Raw genomic sequence first — 18,432 nt, forward strand, 5'->3', positions numbered from 1 at the left:
GGCTTACGACTTCCGCGTGGTCGCGCGGGTGGTGGACTTCTTCGCTGACGCTTTCTTCGCTGCAGCCTTCTTCGCTGCAGGCTTCTTCACCGGCGCGGCCCTGCTCGCCGCCTTCTTCGCCGCAGGCTTGCGCGCGGCGGGCTTGACCCTGGCAGGCGCCGGCTGGGCCACCGGATCGACCGTATCGGTACCGGCAAGCACCGCCACCTGTGCCTGCACCCGGCGCAGGCTGCGCTCGAGCTCGGCGATGCGACGGTGGGCGGCATCCATCTCGCTGCGGGTGGGCAGGCCGATGCGTTCACTCATCTGTTCAACCTCGCGCTGCAGGCCTGCGCGCAGGCGCATCTGTGCGTTGCCCAGCGAGGCATACACCTGTTGGAACGGCTCGGACATGGCCACCTTGGCGTAGGCCTCCTCGGCCACTTCAATCCACAGATCGAACATCGCCCGGGCGCTGGTCAGCTGGCTGCCGGGCTGCTCGTGTTCGGCCAGGCGCTGCTCGAACAGGTCGAACGCCTCTTCCAGTGCCTGCTTGATCTGCTCGACATAGGCCTGCGAATGCTGCTGGTACTCCTCCTGCGCGCGCAGCAGGGCCTGCCACCGTGCCTGGTGCTCGCGGCCGGGCCCGAACGCCGGGCTCTGCAGCCAAGGGCCAGCCAGCGTCTGCAACTGCTGGAACCACGCCGTAAACTCGGGCGGAGCAGCGTCCACATGGGTGCTGCCGCGGGCCCCCTGCAGCATCCATTGCAGCATGCCGTCGCCCTGCCCCTTCACCGCTTCACGCCAGGCCTGGGCGACCTCGGCACTGCTGGCATCGCGGCCGGCAAAGCGTGCAGCGACTTCCTGCATGGTGCCGTACCAGCTGCCAGCCTGCTCGCGGAACCGCCGCACCGCCTCTTCGGGCGCGGCAGCACCGGTCCCGGGCAGCAGTTGGCCCCACCAGTCGAACAGGCGCTTCCAGCTGCCCGGGTCGTCGCCAGCCGGGGTTCCCGGCACGGCTGCATGGCGCAAGGCATCACCCCAGGCGCCGAAGTACTGCCGGGCGAGGTTCTCGAAATCGCTGCTGCCGGCGTCATTGGCCGAGCTGGTCATCGCGCTCCTCCGCAGGGCTGGGTCATGGCTTGGGAATGCGCAGGGTCTTGCTGATCATCAGCGACCCGGACAACGCGAACAGCAGCACCAACGGATGCAGCTGCCAGGGGCCGATCTGCCACTGGCCCAGCCACAGGTCGTGGCCGATGGCATCGGTGCCGGCGGCGATCGCCAGCACGATCACCAGCGCCAGGCTGGTGGGAATCGGCGTTCCTTCGAAGTACTTCACCTTGCCTTCGTCACCGCTCATTGCCTCGGCGGTCACGTTGTAACGGGCCAGGCGGCTGACGCCGCAGCAGACGAAGTAGCTCAGCACCAGCCAGTCCCAGCCCCCCTGCATGCCACAGGCATAGGCCAGCGCTGCGGGCGCGACACCGAAGGAAATGACGTCCGACAGCGAGTCGAGCTCGCGGCCCAGGGTCGAACTGGATTTGCGCCAGCGCGCGATGCGGCCGTCCAGTGCGTCGAAAATGAAAGCCAGCGGGATCAGCGCCATGCCGAACAGCAGGTAGCCGCGCTCGCCATCCTGCAGGAAACGCATTGCGGCAAACACCGCGCCGGTGCCGCAGAAAGCGTTGGCGAGGGTGAACCAGTCCGCCAGATGGAACTCGCGCAGCATCGAGAAGTGACGTTTCATGAAGTCTCACGGGGCATCAAGGCCCACAGGGTACCGCGAGCGCCGCCACCGGCAACAGCGTGGGCTGCCCCTGTCCTTCACCCTTCACTCACCGATCCTCACCAGCGGTGAATTTTTCGCCACCCATCTTGACAGCCTAGGGGGGTGGCGCCTGTCAGCGCTTATCCACAAAGTTGCCCACGCGTAATCCACACCCCCTGTGGACAACTGGTTCTCACCGACTGCGACGCTGGACATTTCCTCATCACCACAAGCCGGGGTTTCCCTACTTCCCAAGCCGATCCGCCAGCGCTATGGTCTGCGGCGGACCCGCCGCCGCCACGTCCGACTCCTTACCGACGGACGATGTTGATGCTGGATGCACGCACCCTGGCCGCGCAGTTGCGGCAGCCCCATGGCGAGGCCGCGCTGGCCGTGGGCGAATCGATGAACCGCAGCAACGGCGCCCTCAACCAGGCGGCTATCGCATTGCTGGCCGTCGCTGCCGGAGAGCAGGTGCTGGAAATCGGTCCAGGCAACGCCGCCTTTGCGCCGCTGCTGCTGCAGGCCAGTGGCAGTCGCTACGTGGGTGTCGAGCTGTCCAGTGCCATGGTCGACGCCGGCAACCAGCACCTTGCCGCCAGCGGCCTGGCTGGCCGTGCCGCGCTGCGCGAGGGTGATGCCCATGCCCTGCCCCTGGCTGATGCCAGCGTCGATGCTGCGCTGGCGGTCAACACCCTGTACTTCTGGCCGAACCTGGCCCCGGTACTGGATGAACTGGCACGGGTGCTGCATCGCGGCGGCCGGCTATGCCTGGCCTTCGGCGATGCCGGATTCATGCGTAGCCTGCCCTTTGCCGCCGACTTTGAGCTGCATGAGCTGGACGCAGTGGAGCTGGCGCTGCGGGTGTCCGGCTTCACCGTCACGGCATGGCGCTCGCATCGCGAATGCACGGCCGGCAATGACGGCCAGCAGCGGGAAAAGCACTTCCACCTGCTGCTGGCGCGCCGGCGGTAGTGCCCGCCGGGCACGGCGCTACCGGGGAGCACGGTAGTGCCGGTTGTGTCAAAGCCGGCTGAAGGACCAGCTCTGCATGCGTCCATCCCGGTATGGCATCACTCCGTGGAACGGCCGCGGATCGGCATCGAACACCAGCGGCAGGAAGTTGCGGTCGCCCTCCCACATCGGCAGCTGGTCGAGCTTGTCCACGTCCACCCACTCCAGGGTGCCCTCGTGATTGCCCCCGTGCGGGGCACCCTGGAAGCTGTCGATGACGAACACGAAACCGAACCAGTCTTCACCGTGCTTGCCGAAACCCGGCCAGCTGATAGTGCCGCGCAGGCGCATGGCCGTGCAGTCGATACCGGCTTCCTCGGCGATTTCGCGGCGCATGCCGGCGGCGATGTCCTCGGTCGGCTCGACCTTGCCGCCCAGGCCGTTGTACTTGCCCAGATGGTGGTCGCCCGGCCGGGTATTGCGGTGGATCATCAGCACCTGGCGGCGATCGGGCGAGAGCACGTAGCCAAGGGTGGCGACGATCGGGGTATACGGCATGTGCGGGTCCGGCGGCGGGTCAGCCGTGGATTATGGCCGATCAACGCACCAGCGACAGGCGACGGTCGCCGGCACCCACGGCGTTGCCGTCAGGGTCACGACGCAGGGTGGCCACGCCATGGCCGCGTTCGGCCAGGTATTCCAGCCATTTGCCGAGGAAGGTGTTCATCCGCATGCGATAGCTGATCAGCTCGGCCGGCGGTGGGTACAGGCCCATCGTGTCCTGCCAGCGGCGGCCGACGTAGCAGTGGGTGGTCTCGGCCTGGCGCGCGTCCCGGTACAGGCGGACAAAGGCCGATGGGTCCGGTTCACCGGTCACCGGGTCGGCCAGGTCATAGGTCAGGCGCAGCTCGACCGTGTAGCGGTGGCACTCGATCACGTCCAGGCGCACGTCCAGGCCATCGCCCACCGAAGAGACATAGCTTCCCGCCACCAGCTCGGCCGGCGCGAACAGGCGCACCAGGTGACGGTAGTTCTCTGCGTACAGCCCCATGAGCCAGCTCAGCCGGCTCAGGCGGGGAATGCGCTCGGTACGGGGCAATGCTCGGGCCATGGGTTGATCCTACACGTTGGCCCTTCAACGTGGGGACTGATCGGCCCCGGCCAAAGGGGCCCTGTATCGACCAACGGTCGATACCCACCGCGCAGGTAGGCCACGACCGTGGGTCGTAGCGCACCCGTCAACCGCGCAGGTGGGCCACGACCGTTGGTCGTGGCCCCCCCGTCAATACAGTTCGCGCTGCAGCCCCAGCGTGCCGAGCACCTTGCTGGAGATCTCCTCGATCGAGGTATGGGTGGTGCTGAGGGTCGGGATGCGTTCCATCTGGAACATGACCTCCGCCGCAGCCACCTCGCGCTTGCAGGTGTCCAGGTTGGCGTAGCGCGAATTGGGCCGGCGCTCCTGGCGGATCTGCTGCAGGCGGTCCGGGTCGATGGTCAGGCCGAACAGCTTGCGCCGGTAGTTGCGCAGGCGGGGCGGCAGGCGGTCGCTCTCCAGATCCTCGTCGGTCAACGGGTAGTTGGCCGCGCGCACCCCGTAATGCAGGGCCAGGTAGATGCAGGTAGGCGTCTTGCCCGCCCGCGACACCGCCACCAGGATCACGTCGGCGTCGTCGTAATTGACCGCGATGCCATCGTCATGGGTCAGCGCGAAGTTCATCGCGTTGATGCGCCGGTGGTAGGTGTCGAAGTCGACCATGCCGTGGGCCTGGCCGACCCGGTTCAGGCGCGAGCTGGACAGTTCGCGCTCCAGTGGCTCGATGAACGGGGCGAACACATCCAGCATCAGCGCCCCGCTTTCGGACAGGATCACGCTCAGGCTCTGGTCCACGCAGGAGTTCACCACGATCGGCCGGACCTGGTAGCGCTCCCCCGCCGCCTGGATCCGGACACAGGCTTCCCGAGCTTTTTCGGGGTCATCGACAAATGACATCCGGTCGGTAATGAAGCTGAACCCGGAGAACTGGGTCAGCAGGCTATGCCCAATGGTTTCAGCGGTGATACCGGTTCCATCGGAAACGTAGAACACCGGACGGATGGTCGACATGCGCGCATTTACCCCCTACGAAGCCTAAAAGGGCCGCCAACACAAGCTTGTGCCGACGGTGGTCTGCCCGGCATCATATCGGCTTCTTCCTACGGACGCGGCCATCAAAGCCCGCCTCGGGCGATGGCCAAACGGAGCATCGCGCTTGAACGAGAACATCCTGTGGTTGCACGAACTGCGTCTGGCCGACCTGGCCCGCGTAGGCGGCAAGAATTCCTCGCTGGGCGAGATGATCGGCAACCTTGCCGGTCTGGGCGTCTCCGTTCCGGGGGGCTACGCGACCACGTCTGAAGCCTTCAAGGACTTCATCGCGCACAACGACCTGTCCAAGCGCATCTTCGACAAGCTGGCCACGCTGGACGTCGAGGACGTCAACGCGCTGACCGCAGCCGGCAAGGAAATCCGCGGCTGGGTGATCGATGCACCGCTGCAGCCGCAGCTGGACCAGGACATCCGCACTGCCTACGCCAAGCTGAGCGCCGACAACGGCGGCGGCGACGTGGCCGTGGCCGTGCGCTCCTCGGCCACCGCCGAAGATCTGCCCGATGCCTCCTTCGCCGGCCAGCAGGAAACCTTCCTCAATGTCACCGGTGCCGACGATGTCGTGCACAAGGTCAAGGAAGTGTTCGCCTCGCTGTACAACGACCGTGCCATCGCTTACCGCGTGCACCATGGCTTCAAGCACGAGGATGTGTTCCTGTCCGCAGGCGTGCAGCTGATGGTGCGTTCGGGCGTGGGCGCGTCCGGCGTGCTGTTCACCCTGGACACCGAGTCCGGCTTCCGCGACGTGGTGTTCGTCACCTCCTCGTTCGGCCTGGGCGAAATGGTCGTGCAGGGCGCGGTCAACCCCGACGAGTTCTACGTCTACAAGCCCACCCTGCAGGCCGGCAAGCCGGCGATCCTGCGCCGCTCGCTCGGCAGCAAGGCGATCCGCATGGTGTACTCGGATGTCCCCGGCGAGCGCGTCAGGATCGAGGACACCCCGGCCGAACTGCGCACCACCTTCTCGATCAACGATGAAGACGTGGCCGAACTGTCGCGCCAGGCGCTGACCATCGAAAAGCACTACGGCCGCCCGATGGACATCGAGTGGGCCAAGGACGGTGTCAGCGGCAAGCTGTTCATCGTGCAGGCGCGCCCGGAGACCGTGAAGTCGCGCAGCCATGCCACCCAGATCGAGCGTTTCGCGCTGACCGAGAAGGGCGGCAACGTTCTCGCCGAAGGCCGTGCCGTGGGCGCCAAGATCGGTGCCGGCGTGGCGCGTGTGGTGAAGACGCTGGAAGACATGAACCGCGTACAGCCGGGCGACGTGCTGATCGCCGACATGACCGATCCCGATTGGGAGCCGGTGATGAAGCGTGCCTCGGCGATCGTCACCAACCGCGGCGGCCGTACCTGCCACGCGGCGATCATCGCGCGCGAGCTGGGCGTGCCGGCCGTGGTCGGTTCGGGCAACGCCACCAAGGTCATCGAGGATGGCCAGCTGGTCACCGTCAGCTGCGCTGAAGGCGATACCGGCTTCATCTACGAAGGCAAGCTCGGCTTCGAGCGCACCACCACCGATCTGGGCAACATGCCGCCGGCACCGTTGAAGATCATGATGAACGTGGCCAACCCGGAACGTGCCTTCGATTTCGGCCAGCTGCCGAACGCGGGCATCGGCCTGGCGCGCCTGGAAATGATCATCGCCAGCCACATCGGCATCCACCCCAACGCGCTGCTGGAATACGACCGCCAGGATGCGGCGACGAAGAAGAAGATCGACGAGAAGATCGCCGGTTATTCCGACCCGGTCGGCTTCTACGTGGACCGTCTGGCCGAAGGCATCGCCACCCTGACCGCTTCGGTCGCGCCGAACCCGGTGATCGTGCGACTGTCGGACTTCAAGTCCAACGAGTACGCCAACCTGATCGGCGGCAGCAACTACGAGCCGCACGAAGAGAACCCGATGATCGGCTTCCGCGGCGCCAGCCGTTACGTCGATCCGAGCTTCTCGGCCGCCTTCGCACTGGAGTGCAAGGCCGTGCTGCGCGTGCGCAACGAGATGGGCCTGGACAACCTGTGGGTCATGATCCCGTTCGTGCGCACCCTGGAAGAAGGCCGCAAGGTCGTCCAGGTGCTCGAACAGAATGGCCTGAAGCAGGGCGAGAACGGCCTGAAGATCATCATGATGTGCGAAGTGCCGTCCAACGCACTGCTCGCCGATGAGTTCCTGGAGATCTTCGATGGCTTCTCGATCGGGTCCAACGACCTGACCCAGCTGACCCTCGGCCTGGACCGCGATTCGTCGATCGTGGCGCACCTGTTCGATGAGCGGAACCCGGCGGTGAAGAAGCTGCTGTCGATGGCGATCAAGTCGGCACGTGCCAAGGGCAAGTACGTCGGCATCTGCGGCCAGGGCCCGTCCGATCATCCGGATCTGGCCGAATGGCTGATGCAGGAAGGCATCGAGTCGGTGTCGTTGAATCCGGATACCGTGGTCGATACCTGGTTGCGCTTGGCCAAGTTGAAGGCCAAAGGTTGACCTGTTGACGTGTGATGGCTGACGTCGCTTTCATCGACGTCTGCCCATACTGAAGCTGCACGCAAGCCCCGCCTCTGCGGGGCTTGCTGTTTCTGGCGTCCGCGTACGCCATGTTTCCGTCGCACCTGTTCCCGTTGCAAAGGAGTCCGCATGATCGCCGCTGCCCCACCCTCCCCCGCCACGACCTCCTGGTTCCGCTCACTCGACTGGGAACGCCTGCTGGAGACCTACGGCGTGCCGTTGCTGGCCGCGATCGTGGTGCTGCTGGTCGGCATGTGGCTGGCACGACGACTGTCCAATGCCATGCCGCGCGCCACCTCGCGCATGGGCGTGGACCCGATGCTGGGCAGCTTCCTGCGCAACGTGGTCTACGCGGCCTCGCTGGTGATCGTGGTGATCCTGGCCATCGGCACGCTGGGCGTGCAGATCACTCCGCTGCTGGCCGTGCTCGGTACCGCCGGCTTGGCCGTTGGCCTGGCGCTGAAGGATTCGCTGTCGAACATTGCTTCGGGCGTGATGCTGGTGACCCTGCGTCCGTTCCGCGTGGGTGATGTGGTGACCATCGCCGGGCAGACCGGCACGGTTCGCGAGGTACGCATTTTCCAGACCGTGATCACCGGCGCGGACAACCAGCACACCACCATTCCGAACACGCTGATCACCGCCGCACCGATCATCAACCTCACCGCAGAGCCCACCCGCCGCGTCGAGCTGGTGGTGGGCATCGGTTACGAAGACAACATCCAGTTGGCGCGTTATACCGCACTGGCGCTGATGAAGGCCGACCCGCGCGTGCTGCAGACGCCGGCACCGGACGTGGTGGTGTACGAGCTGGGTGCGCACGCGATCAACCTGGGCATCCGCTGTTACGTGAAGTCGGCCGATCACTTCGGCACCAAGGTCACCCTGCTCGAACAGATCAAACTGGGCTACGACAAGGCCGGTATCAACATTCCGTATCCGCAGCAGGACATGCACCTGTACCTGCATGGCAAGGATGGTGGAGTGGTCGAGGCCGACGCACTGGTGCGCGACAAGCCCTGATCGGGAGTGCCGACCAACGGTCGGCACCCACCCACCAGCATCGGTAGCGCCGGGCCATGCCCGGCGGGCGCGGAATCAGGCCTCCACGGCCTCCTCCAGCACCGGGTAGTCGGTGAACCCGACCGCGCCACCGCCGAAGTACGTCGCGCGATCAGGAAGATTCAGCTCCGCGCCCACGCGCAGGCGCTCAGGCAGATCCGGGTTGGCGATGAACGGCCGGCCGAAGCCGATCAGATCAGCCCAGCCCTCCGCAAGCGCCTGCGCGGCACGCTCGGCGGTGTACTTGCCGGCGTAGATCAACGTGCCCGGATAGATCATCCGCAGCGCCTGCTTGAACGCGACGGGCATCAACGGGGCATCCTCCCAGTCGGCCTCGGCGATGTGCAGGTAACCCACACCCAGCTCGCCCAGCAGGTGTGCGGCAGCCAGATAGGTCGCCTGCGGCGTGTCATCCACCGCCCCCTGCAGCGTGGTCAGCGGCGCCAGACGCACGCCGACACGCTCGCCGCCAGCGACATCGACCACCGCCTGCACCACCTCGCGCAGAAAGCGCAGGCGATTCTGCAGCTCGCCACCGTATCCATCGGTACGCTGATTGGCCTGCGAGTCGATGAACTGGTTGATCAGATAACCGTTGGCGCCGTGCAGCTCGACGCCATCAAAGCCGGCGGCCAGTGCATTGCGGGTGGCCTGCGCATAGTCGGCGACGATGCCCGGAATCTCCCCCTCGGCCAGCGCGCGCGGCATCGAGTGCTGGATCATCTCGCCCACGCCGGATTCCGGACCGGCGCCGGTGGGGTCGACGAAGACCTTCACCCCTTCGGCCAGCAGTGCCGAGGAAGAGACCGGGGCCGCGCCGTCCGGCTGCAGGGCGACATGGGACACCCGTCCTACATGCCAGAGCTGGGCATAGATGCGACCACCGGTCGCGTGTACGGCATCGGTGACCCTGCGCCAGCCTTGCACCTGCGCTTCGCTGTGGATGCCCGGGGTCCACGCGTAACCCTGGCCCTGCGGGCTGATCTGGGTGCCTTCGCTGACAATCAGCCCGGCACCAGCACGCTGGGCGTAGTACTCGGCCATCTGTGCGGTGGCCACATTGCCGGCAGCCGCGCGCGAGCGGGTCATCGGCGGCATCACGATGCGGTTGGGCAGCGTCAGCGCGCCCAGGCGATGGGAAGTGAACAACATGACGGCATTCTCTTGCGGGGGATTGCCAGCAAGGATGGGGATCGCGCTGCGCGCGCAACAGGCGCGTTTGTGCAAAACAGTTGTGCCTGCCAGGMAAGGGTCAGAGCCCTTTCCTGCGGAAAGGGATCCGACCCTGTGCGAGGTCGGGGTCGGATCCCTTTCCGCAGGAAAGGGCTCTGACCCCATCGTTACAACGTCGGCTCGATCAACGCCCCGCCGTGCGCGATGCGGTCATAGCAGCTGCGAACCACTTCCTCGCCGTATTTCAGCTCCAGCCGGCGCACGATGAAATGGCCGCGGGCCATGTCCTGGTAGTAGTCGGTGAACATGGTATTGAGCGTTGCGCCGGCTGCCGCACCAACGATCGGCACCGCCTGCGCGGCAAACTTCTCGGTGATCACCACACCGAAGCGCGCGGCGACCTTTTCCACCAGCTTGGCCAACAGCTTGCCGGCTTCCTTCGGCGCCACGCCCAGGGTCAGGTCGCGCCCCGTGACCACGCGCCCGGCCAGTTCGGCCGACAGGTGACGCATCACATCAGTGGTGAAGCCACGGGCCAGGTAGTAGCCGGTCTCGCTGGCATCGTCGCGCGGCGAATTGCCGCCCAGTGCGAACACCTCCAGGCAGGCCTGGCGAGTACTGAACTGCGATAGATCGAAGCCTTCGCTGCGGGCGACATCGGCCACCGCACGCATCATGATCGTGGTCGACACCGGCAGCTCGATGAACAGCGCGGCGAAGCCGAACGCACCACCGACCGCACCGGATGTCGCTGCCGCCAGCTTGTGCCAGCGTGTCGAGGCTCCCTTGCCCGGGGTGTTGTCCATGCTCCACAGCGCGGCCTGCACCGATTTTGACAACGCCGCCTGCACCGCACCGTGGATGCGGTTGGATACCGAGGTGGGAAGCGCCTTCACCGCGAACTCCAGCGGCGTCCCGACCAGGTTGGCCATGCGCGCGGTGATCGTGGGCGCTTCCAGCAGGGCGACCGCCCGCTGCAGGTCGGACCAGTCGCCAGCGTCGTGGGCGATATCACGGGGCAGCAGGATGGGCTCGTTCATACGGCCGATCTTAGCGCTGGAGAGTTGAACGGTTCGTGGTGGCCCGGTCGGAAGCGGCTATGATTCCTCCAGCCGCCCCGTATGCCGGGCGGCATGGATGAATCACTACAAGGACGCGCCATGTACGCACGAATGCTGCTGATCGGAACCCTCATCCTTGCCAGCCTCGGCTGGGCAGGCCAGGTGAACGCCGAAGGCCGCTGCCCGCCCGGCTCCTACCCCATCGGCAGCGAGACGGGGGTGATGGGGTGCGCGCCGATTCCTGGCGCTGGTGGTGAAAGCAGCGCTGGCATCGGACCTCCCACTCAGGGCAACAGAGTCAAAATGGTTCCTCAGTGGGTCGCATTTGCCCGTTCGCCGAACGGTCAGGTCATTGGCTGGAGTGTTCGCCAGCACAAGCAGAAGGCAGCCGACAAACAGGCGCTGAAGACCTGCAACAAGCGCAGCGGGGAGCAATGCGAAGTCATTGCCTCATTCACCGAAAGGTGCGCCTATGCGCTGCAGCACTACGAAACCGGTCAGTTCGAGGTGGTGTTCCGCAACGACAACGAAGTGGCAATGGGCAGCGAGATCGCTCGCCAGACCTGCCCGAACGGCTGCCGACCTGTCCATTTCGAGTGCGCCAGGGCGTTCAACCTGTATGGCAGTGGCCCAGACCAAGGGCCGAATTGGTCTCCTTGACGGAAAGAGGAACGCATCGCTGCGCGGCGCGTGGCTGACGATTTTCTCGTCAGCGCCCGCGTGCCGCTGGCCGGGCATGGCCCGGCGCTACCGCGATCATCAGGCGTCCGGCAGCCCCGACAGCGCGCCCATGAACTGGCGGTAGTGGCGCAGTTCGTTGATCGAATCGTGCACATCGCTCAGCGCGGTATGGTTGCTGTTCTTGCCCACGCCAGCGGCCACGGTCGGCGCCCAGCGCTTGGCCAGTTCCTTCACCGTGGACACGTCCAGGTTTCGGTAGTGGAAGTACTTCTCCAGCCGCGGCATCTGCCGGTGCAGGAAGCGACGGTCCTGGCAGATGGAGTTGCCCGACATCGGCGACACGCCAGCCGGAATCCACTGTGCCAGGAAGGCCACGGTCTGCGCCTCGGCCTGGCCAAGCGTCGTGGTGCTGTCGATGACACGCTGCCACAGGCCCGAACGACGATGCTGGTTGCGGTTCCACTCGTCCATCGCTTCCAGTGTTTCCAGCGGATGGTGGATGGCAAACTCCGGGCCCTCGGCCAGCACGTTGAGCTGGGCATCGGTGACCACGGTGGCGATCTCGATGATCGAATCGTTGTCGGTATCCAACCCGGTCATTTCCAGGTCGATCCAGATCAGTCGCTCGTTGGCCGCGCCGTTCTCTGCCATCGTGTCGCCTCGTTGCTGGGCAGGCACGAGGCCGGCCGGTAAAGGAAAGTGGCGGCCATCATACCCTTTCGCCACTCAGCCCTCGCCAGCGTGGTCCTCCAGCAGCAGCGGCGGCTTGCCGCGCTTGGCCCGGAAATAGTTGGTCAGGCGGTTGCCCGCCTCCTTGGCCAGCACGCCGGCATGGACCTCGACCCGATGGTTATGGCGGGCATCACCGACCAGATCGAACACGCTGCCACAGGCGCCGGTCTTCGGATCGCTGGCGCCGTAGACCAGGCGCGCCACACGTGCATGCACGATCGCCATCGCGCACATCGCGCACGGCTCCAGGGTGACATACAGCGTGCTGCCGATCAGGCGGTGATTGGCCAGCAACCGCCCGCCCTCGCGCATGGCCACGATCTCGGCATGCGCGCTGGGATCGTGCGAGGCAATGTTGAGGTTCCAGCCCTCGCCCAGCAGCTGACCGTCGGCACCCACCAGCACCGCACCGACCGGGATCTCGTCAAACTCGCGTTGCGCACGTTCGGCCAATGCCAATGCGTGACGCATCCAGCTCTCGTCGACGTCGTGCACCGGCACGCCCAAGGTATCAGTCATGGCGTTTCTCGGATTCAAGGAGTGAGCGCGTGGCTAGTGTAACGCAGGACTTTTGGAGCTTCCGCCGACTGGATGCGATGAGCCTTGGCCCGGCCAACGGTGCAGCGCCGCTTGATCTGCCGTGAAGACTCCTTCACGCTACGACCGCGCTTTCGTCATCTGACGATTGTGCACTGCCGCTTGCCGGCAACGATTTCACCTTTCGATCTCTACAGGGGGTAGTTTTGAACGCAGTTGCAGATACCACCGTGCAGGCAAGCCCTGCCGGAAAAGCCGCATGGATCACGCTGGCGATCGCTTGGTTGTGCTTCCTCGTACCGTTCCCCGGCCTGGGCCTGTTCCTGGGCTGGCCACTGAACCTGGTGGCCTTCATCCTCGCCATCGTCGCGATGGCCAAGGGCGGCGCCATGAAGGGCCTGTTCCAGCTGCTGGGCTCGATCATCGTTTCGCCGATCGTGTACTTCGTCGGCCTGGCGATCTTTGCCGGCACCGTGAGCGGCATCAGCGCGCAGAGCAAGGGCCAGTACGATGCGGCCGTTGCTGAAGCCAGCGTCTCGTCCGCCGCTGCGGAGGCAGATGCTGCCGCCAAGGCTGCAGAGCCTGCAGCCACCGCCGTCACCAACGATGCCGCTGCGGCCTCCGCCTCGGCTGTGGAAGTGACCGCCACCACGATGTTCAGCGACTACCAGGACAACGAGATCGCTGCCGATGGCAAGTACAAGGGCAAGGCGCTGCTGGTTTCCGGCACGGTCGACTCGATCAGCTCGGACTTCATGGACAAGCCGGTCGTGCAGCTGAGCGCCAAGCCGTTCGGCTTCGTACAGGCCAGCGACCTGCCCAAGGACGTGGCTGCCACCCTGAAGAAGGGCCAGAAGGTCACGCTGGCCTGCACCGGCAATGGCGAAGTCGTCGGCTTCCCGGCACTGTCCGGCTGCACCGTGCAGTAAGGCGCAGCGAACGGTGACATCCAAAGCCCCGCTTCGGCGGGGCTTTCTGTTTGCGGGCATCGCACCGGTACAATCCGGGTACTGCAAAGCACCTTGGCCGATCCCATGACCACCCTGCGCCCTTCCCGCGCCACCGATGGTGACGCTCTCGTCGATCTCTGGCGTCGCGCCGTCGATGCTACACATGATTTCCTCAGTACCGATGACCGCCAGGCGATCGATACTGAAGTTGCTGGCTTCCTGCCGCAGGCCCCGCTGGTCGTGGCCGTCGGCGACCAGGACCAGCCGCAGGGCTTCATGCTGATCGACGGCTCGCACATGGAAGCGTTGTTCATCGATCCCGACGTGCGCGGGACTGGTATCGGCCGCCAGCTGCTGCAGCATGCGTTGGCACTGCAGCCGCAACTGACCACAGACGTCAACGCGCAGAATGCGCAGGCCGTGGGCTTCTATCGGCGCATGGGTTTCATCGAAACCGGACGCTCGCCGGTGGATTCGCAGGGTCGTCCGTATCCCCTCATCCACCTGCGCCATCCAGGCTGACCGGCGGTTGGAACGCCGGCCGTTCCCCGGTCAGGCAACCACGTCGAACGCCGGCGAGTAACGCACCTCCCCCTGTGCCATCGGTGGCTGCAGGCACAGAGCCTGGAAATACTCCGCCGGTACGCCGGGCAGTACCAGATCCGGCACGGCACGGAGGCCGAAACGCCCGTAGTAGGCCGGCTCGCCCAACAGCACGCAGCCCCGCGCGCCCCTCTTGCGCAGAGCCTCGATCGCGGCCCGCATCAATGCCGTGCCCACGCCGCGCCCCTGCTGCTGCGGCAGCACCGAAATCGGCCCGAGCCCGAACCAGTTCTGGCTGCCGTCCTGCACGCTGACCGGGGACAGCGCGACATGACCCACCAGTTGGCCCGCATCCTCTGCCACCAGCGAGATGCTCAACTCGCCGCGCTCACGCAATGCGTCGACGATGTGCTGTTCGGTGCGGCTGCTGTGCGGCGCATTGCGGAAGGCCGCCTCGGTCAGGAAGTGGATTCCAGCAGCGTCTGCGGGCAGTTCAGGGCGGATGGAGAGCATCGTCGGCACGTCGTCGGAACGGAGTAAGCACCTTGATCATGCCGCATCGAGGACGCAACGGCCCGCGCCTGATGCCCGTACCCCACGCGTGAAATCCGGATACGAATCACAGTTCGCTGCATCCAATCCAGTTTGATAGCGTCAAAATTTCGACTATTTCACTTTTCTGCCGCGAGAATCGCGCAATCTAGCCTTCCCGGGTCCGGGATCGTGGTCACCAAGGAAAGGAGACATGCCGTGATTGCCCGTCTTTCCTCGCCAGTGCGGCGCGCACCTTCGTCGCCTGCAGCGTGCCCCGTCGCGAACGCGCTCACTCCTCCGACCGGAGGCTGACGGTGCGCCGCACATCCCTCCCGTGTCTTGCCTTGCTTCTACTGATTGCCTGCAGCCCGGAGACCGCCATGAACCAGGAACTTGCTTCCGCCGAGTCCGACGTCGCCCAGGGAGGACGTGGCCTGGCCAAGCTCAACCCCTCACCGCGCAAGGCCTATGAACTGGTACTGCGCCTGCAGAACCCGCCGGGCAGCTTTGCCGTGGTCGAAGGCGTTGCCCAGTACGATGTCAGCAACGAAGCGCAGTGCGGCTACATCGAGCCCGCCACCGGCGCTCCCGCACGCATCACCAGCCAAGAGCCGGTGACGCTGCGCAGGGTCACCGACAACGAGTACCGCGGCACCGTCTACCTCGACCGCATGCTTGACGAGGACTACTACGGCCGCGGCGTCTGCCATTGGGCCTTCAGTGGCGCCGGCGCAATGCTGAAGGCGACCGGCGCCGATGGCGAAACGCGCTTCCTGTCCTTCATCGAGGCTGATCCGTTCCTCAAGGGCCAGAGTGAGACGCGCCATTATCCGCAGGGCGACTATCCGCGCGTTGCGGACCTGCCCGACTACGGCGCTACCGGCCAGAAGGACGCCAGCCGGTTCCGCCCGGAACTGCAGGACACGCTGTTCTCTGCCACCTTGACGGCCGATGAGGTACAGCCGTGACCCTCGGCAGCCAGGACTACGCCGCGCTGTCCAACGATGCCTACCGCGACCTGAAAGTTGGTCGACGCGCACCCGGACAGGAAGAGCATGTTTCCCTCAACGGGCATGACTACAAGGTGCTCGAGCACGTCAGCAATCGCTTCAATGGCTATCAAGGCACGATCTACCAGCGCGTGGACACGCAGGAGATCGTGGTGTCACATCGCGGCACCGAGCAGATCGCCCGCGATGGCCTCCTCGCCGATGGCGGCATGGTGGTCGCCCGCTACAACGTGCAGGCCGCCGATGCACTTGCACTGACCCAGCGCGCCCTCGCCTACGCTGCCAAGGAAGGGCGGGACCTCGGCCAGGCACCTGAGGTCACCGTCACTGGCCATTCGCTCGGCGGCGCGCTGGCCCAGATCAGCGCACACCACTACAACCTGAAGGGCGAGACCTTCAACGCCTATGGCGCGGCCAGTCTTGGCTACCGCATTCCCGAAGGCGGCACCAGCGTTGTCAACCACGTCATGGCAGCAGACCCGGTCAGCGCCGCTTCGCCGCACTTCGGCCAGGTGCGCGTCTACGCCACGCCCCGGGAGATCGACACGCTGGGCGACTGGGGCTTCAGCAACAGCCGTCTGCGCATCCTGATTCCCGACAGTGCACTTGGCGCGGCCGCCAACTCCTTTGGTTCGCACAAGCTGGTCAATTTCCTCGGCGAAGACTCGGTGCTGGGCAGGCCGGAGACGCAGGCCTTGGCCCGCGACAACGTCAAGATGATCGACGAGTACCGGGACAAGATGGAGTTGCTGCGCAGTGGCGTCACCACCGGTACGCGCGGCCTGCCGGGCGGCGTCAAGGATCTCTTCGACCATCTGCGTGGCCCCCTGGAACCGGGCGAACCCGCGCGCCGTGAAGCCGAACGGCCGGGACGCCCGATCGGCATGCTGCGCATCGACGATGCCGGCCACGTCGGCAACCCCTTGTTCAATGATGCCCTGCGCGGCGTGCACGCACAGGACGCCCGCGTCGGCCGCACACCCGATGGCATGAGCGCGCAACTGGCAGGCTCGCTGGCTGCGGAAATGCATGCCGCCGGCGGACAGCGGATCGATGAGGTACTGATGAGTGCCGACGCGTCACGCAGCTTCGCCCTGCAGGGTGAGGGCGGCGACCCCGGCCATCTGCGCGTGTCCGTCGACACCACCCGCGCGATGAACACGCCGCTGGAGCAGAGCAGCCAGCGCATCGAGCAGCAGGCTGCCGGCCAAGCCCTTGCACGCGAGCAGCAGCTGGAACAGACCCAAGCGACCCAGCGCAACCTGCACGCCTGAGACGCTTGCTGGAATGAAAACGGGAGCCGGCACTGCCGGCTCCCGTCATTTCTCCGGTCGATCAGGGGCTGGAGACCGCCGAGTTCGCCGCCGGCCCTGCCAGCACGTACGCATCCGGGCCCGAGTCCGGGAAGCCGCCGCAGGCCTTGTCGCCCGGCGCCACCGGATCACACGGCCACTGCGCGCGCGTCACGGTATCGCGCAGCTCGAAGCGGTTGCCGTTCCACACCACGAAGGCCAGATGTTCGCGGTTCCAGTCACTGAAGCTGTGCGGACCGGTCTTCTGCGGTGATTCCGGGTACTGCACGAACCAGCGCATGGCCGGCCCGTACTGCAACTTGCTGTGGTCCAGGCTGATCTTGCCTTCGCGGGTGCGGTGACGGGCACGATCGGCCTCGGCGATCGACGGTGCCGCCGGCATTGCCATTGCAGTGATGTCCTGCGGGACGCCATCGCTGCCCACCTGGTACACGCGCTGGCGTACGTAGGCCTGCCCGCAGCTGCCGGCTGCGAGTCGGACGGGCTCTGCGGTGTTCTCGTTTGGCAGTGCGCCATCGGCACAGTCGAACGGCGCCGAGACCAGGTAGGTGGTCGTCGACGCATCGGCGCCTTCAAACGAACGCACCCAGATGTCTCCCAGGCGGCCGATGAAGTCTGGGCGCTGGCCCATGCCGGCCACGGCCTTGAACCACGCCTTCTGGCGCACTTCGCGCTCGCGCCAGCTGCGCGGCAGGTGGATGTCCTGCTCAGGCAATGCCACCAGCAGCGCCGCCAGGTGCGGCGGCAACGCGCCCTGGCAGGCGCCGATCATCAGATCACCCTGCGGCGCCAGGCGACCGGCCAGATCGACCGGGCAGCGCGCACCGAGCTGGCGCTCGGCGGCCAGGTCTGGTGCGAGCGGGATGATCGGCGGTGCGACGGGGGCCGGGACGGACGGCGGGACCGGGGCAGAGGCTGGTGCGGTGTCGGGCGCCGGTGCGATGGCGGCAACGGGGGCCGGCACCTGCGCGGGAGCCGGCGGGGCTGCGACAGGAGCCGTTGCGGCAGGCGCAGCATTGGTGGAGGCAACGTCGGCCGCCGGCGCCATCGGCGCTGCCGCAGGTGCTGGTGCAGGTGCTGGTGCTGGTTCAGCGGCGACGGCTTCCGGAGCGACGCCCGTCGCCGGTTGCGGCTGCGGTGCGGGTTCGGGTGCGGGCGGCATGGACGGCACAGGTGCAGCAACCAGGGCAGGCACCGGCTCAGCTGCGGCGACGGGAGCCGGTGCAGCTACGGCATCAGTTGCGGTGTTAGCGGGCGTCTGCGCGTCCGCCGCGGCCACTACCGGTGCTGGCACCGCCTCCTTGACGGCGGGAGCCGCCGGGGCGTCCGGTGCCTGCTGTGCGTGGGCCATGGCGGCAGCCAGTCCCAGCGGCAGCAACCACAATGCCGAAGCGCGACCACGCTGGGCCACGTTGGAACGCAGGAAAGTGTTTCGCATGTTGTGTCCTTACAAAGAGATCCATGTAGGCACCCGAGGGTGCTC

General features: G+C 66.1%; 19 protein-coding genes. 8 read left to right on the forward strand and 11 right to left on the reverse strand.

Translation table 11 applies throughout. From position 1 onward, the window contains the following. Positions 1 to 3: 3 nt before the first annotated feature. Entirely contained in the window at positions 4 to 1,092 is a 1,089-nt protein-coding gene (gene phaE, locus AC1DKR_RS02620; protein ID WP_312109537.1) for a class III poly(R)-hydroxyalkanoic acid synthase subunit PhaE, read from the reverse strand. 22 nt (positions 1,093 to 1,114) lie between these two features. Further along, the gene (locus AC1DKR_RS02625) at positions 1,115 to 1,729 is read right to left on the reverse strand and encodes a CDP-alcohol phosphatidyltransferase family protein (protein ID WP_025879258.1); all 615 of its coding nucleotides are present in this window, start codon (positions 1,727 to 1,729) and stop codon (positions 1,115 to 1,117) included. A 345-nt stretch (positions 1,730 to 2,074) separates the two neighbouring features. Between AC1DKR_RS02625 and AC1DKR_RS02630 the strand changes: the two genes are divergently transcribed. After that, positions 2,075 to 2,725: a class I SAM-dependent methyltransferase gene (locus AC1DKR_RS02630; RefSeq protein ID WP_140227276.1), complete on the forward strand. Its 651-nt coding sequence runs from the start codon at positions 2,075 to 2,077 to the stop codon at positions 2,723 to 2,725. A gap of 48 nt (positions 2,726 to 2,773) precedes the next feature. Here AC1DKR_RS02630 and AC1DKR_RS02635 read toward each other — a convergent pair whose 3' ends face one another. From AC1DKR_RS02635 to ppsR, 3 genes are all read right to left on the reverse strand, one after another. Further along, on the reverse strand, positions 2,774 to 3,262 hold the full coding sequence (locus AC1DKR_RS02635) for an NUDIX hydrolase (protein WP_478030924.1): 489 nt from the start codon (positions 3,260 to 3,262) through the stop codon (positions 2,774 to 2,776). 40 nt (positions 3,263 to 3,302) lie between these two features. After that, positions 3,303 to 3,815 (reverse strand): DUF1249 domain-containing protein, encoded by a 513-nt coding sequence (locus tag AC1DKR_RS02640; protein ID WP_478030926.1) that lies wholly within the window; start codon positions 3,813 to 3,815, stop codon positions 3,303 to 3,305. A 171-nt stretch (positions 3,816 to 3,986) separates the two neighbouring features. Then, complete coding sequence (ppsR, locus tag AC1DKR_RS02645) at positions 3,987 to 4,808, reverse strand: posphoenolpyruvate synthetase regulatory kinase/phosphorylase PpsR (RefSeq protein WP_154880768.1); 822 nt, start codon at positions 4,806 to 4,808, stop codon at positions 3,987 to 3,989. Between the two features lie 145 nt (positions 4,809 to 4,953). Between ppsR and ppsA the strand changes: the two genes are divergently transcribed. Next, complete coding sequence (gene ppsA, locus AC1DKR_RS02650) at positions 4,954 to 7,332, forward strand: phosphoenolpyruvate synthase (protein ID WP_025879263.1); 2,379 nt, start codon at positions 4,954 to 4,956, stop codon at positions 7,330 to 7,332. A 150-nt stretch (positions 7,333 to 7,482) separates the two neighbouring features. Further along, positions 7,483 to 8,376, forward strand: coding sequence for a mechanosensitive ion channel family protein (locus tag AC1DKR_RS02655; RefSeq protein ID WP_478030932.1), 894 nt, complete (start codon positions 7,483 to 7,485; stop codon positions 8,374 to 8,376). Positions 8,377 to 8,451: 75 nt separating this feature from the next. Here AC1DKR_RS02655 and AC1DKR_RS02660 read toward each other — a convergent pair whose 3' ends face one another. Together AC1DKR_RS02660 and AC1DKR_RS02665 are read right to left on the reverse strand one after the other, a co-directional pair. Next, positions 8,452 to 9,567: an alkene reductase gene (locus AC1DKR_RS02660; protein WP_478030934.1), complete on the reverse strand. Its 1,116-nt coding sequence runs from the start codon at positions 9,565 to 9,567 to the stop codon at positions 8,452 to 8,454. A 188-nt stretch (positions 9,568 to 9,755) separates the two neighbouring features. Beyond that, positions 9,756 to 10,628 (reverse strand): EcsC family protein, encoded by an 873-nt coding sequence (locus AC1DKR_RS02665; protein WP_089236008.1) that lies wholly within the window; start codon positions 10,626 to 10,628, stop codon positions 9,756 to 9,758. Between the two features lie 120 nt (positions 10,629 to 10,748). On the opposite strand from AC1DKR_RS02665, the gene AC1DKR_RS02670 reads away from it, so the two are divergent. After that, positions 10,749 to 11,309 carry a DUF4189 domain-containing protein gene (locus tag AC1DKR_RS02670; protein WP_478030936.1) on the forward strand — a complete coding sequence of 187 codons (561 nt, stop codon included), beginning with the start codon at positions 10,749 to 10,751 and terminating at the stop codon, positions 11,307 to 11,309. A gap of 99 nt (positions 11,310 to 11,408) precedes the next feature. On the opposite strand, the gene orn is transcribed toward AC1DKR_RS02670, so the two are convergent. Together orn and tadA are read right to left on the reverse strand one after the other, a co-directional pair. After that, on the reverse strand, positions 11,409 to 11,981 hold the full coding sequence (gene orn / locus AC1DKR_RS02675; RefSeq protein ID WP_312106505.1) for an oligoribonuclease: 573 nt from the start codon (positions 11,979 to 11,981) through the stop codon (positions 11,409 to 11,411). Between the two features lie 75 nt (positions 11,982 to 12,056). Continuing rightward, on the reverse strand, positions 12,057 to 12,581 hold the full coding sequence (tadA, locus tag AC1DKR_RS02680) for a tRNA adenosine(34) deaminase TadA (RefSeq protein ID WP_230111988.1): 525 nt from the start codon (positions 12,579 to 12,581) through the stop codon (positions 12,057 to 12,059). Positions 12,582 to 12,805: 224 nt separating this feature from the next. On the opposite strand from tadA, the gene AC1DKR_RS02685 reads away from it, so the two are divergent. Continuing rightward, entirely contained in the window at positions 12,806 to 13,528 is a 723-nt protein-coding gene (locus AC1DKR_RS02685) for an OB-fold protein (RefSeq protein ID WP_478030940.1), read from the forward strand. Between the two features lie 105 nt (positions 13,529 to 13,633). Next, complete coding sequence (locus tag AC1DKR_RS02690; protein ID WP_478030942.1) at positions 13,634 to 14,071, forward strand: acetyltransferase; 438 nt, start codon at positions 13,634 to 13,636, stop codon at positions 14,069 to 14,071. Positions 14,072 to 14,101: 30 nt separating this feature from the next. Here AC1DKR_RS02690 and AC1DKR_RS02695 read toward each other — a convergent pair whose 3' ends face one another. After that, positions 14,102 to 14,605: a GNAT family N-acetyltransferase gene (locus AC1DKR_RS02695; RefSeq protein ID WP_478030944.1), complete on the reverse strand. Its 504-nt coding sequence runs from the start codon at positions 14,603 to 14,605 to the stop codon at positions 14,102 to 14,104. Positions 14,606 to 14,940: 335 nt separating this feature from the next. Here AC1DKR_RS02695 and AC1DKR_RS02700 point away from each other — a divergent pair, with 335 nt between their 5' ends. Together AC1DKR_RS02700 and AC1DKR_RS02705 are read left to right on the forward strand one after the other, a co-directional pair. Next, positions 14,941 to 15,594, forward strand: a complete 654-nt coding sequence (locus AC1DKR_RS02700; RefSeq protein ID WP_478030946.1) for a hypothetical protein — start codon at positions 14,941 to 14,943, stop codon at positions 15,592 to 15,594. Further along, entirely contained in the window at positions 15,591 to 16,910 is a 1,320-nt protein-coding gene (locus tag AC1DKR_RS02705) for an XVIPCD domain-containing protein (protein WP_478030948.1), read from the forward strand. Before AC1DKR_RS02700 ends, AC1DKR_RS02705 begins: the two co-directional genes overlap by 4 nt. 61 nt (positions 16,911 to 16,971) lie before the next feature. Here AC1DKR_RS02705 and AC1DKR_RS02710 read toward each other — a convergent pair whose 3' ends face one another. Next, positions 16,972 to 18,387, reverse strand: a complete 1,416-nt coding sequence (locus tag AC1DKR_RS02710) for a hypothetical protein (protein WP_478030950.1) — start codon at positions 18,385 to 18,387, stop codon at positions 16,972 to 16,974. Positions 18,388 to 18,432: the final 45 nt, after the last annotated feature.

The organism is Stenotrophomonas sp. 01N47 (assembly GCF_056399165.1).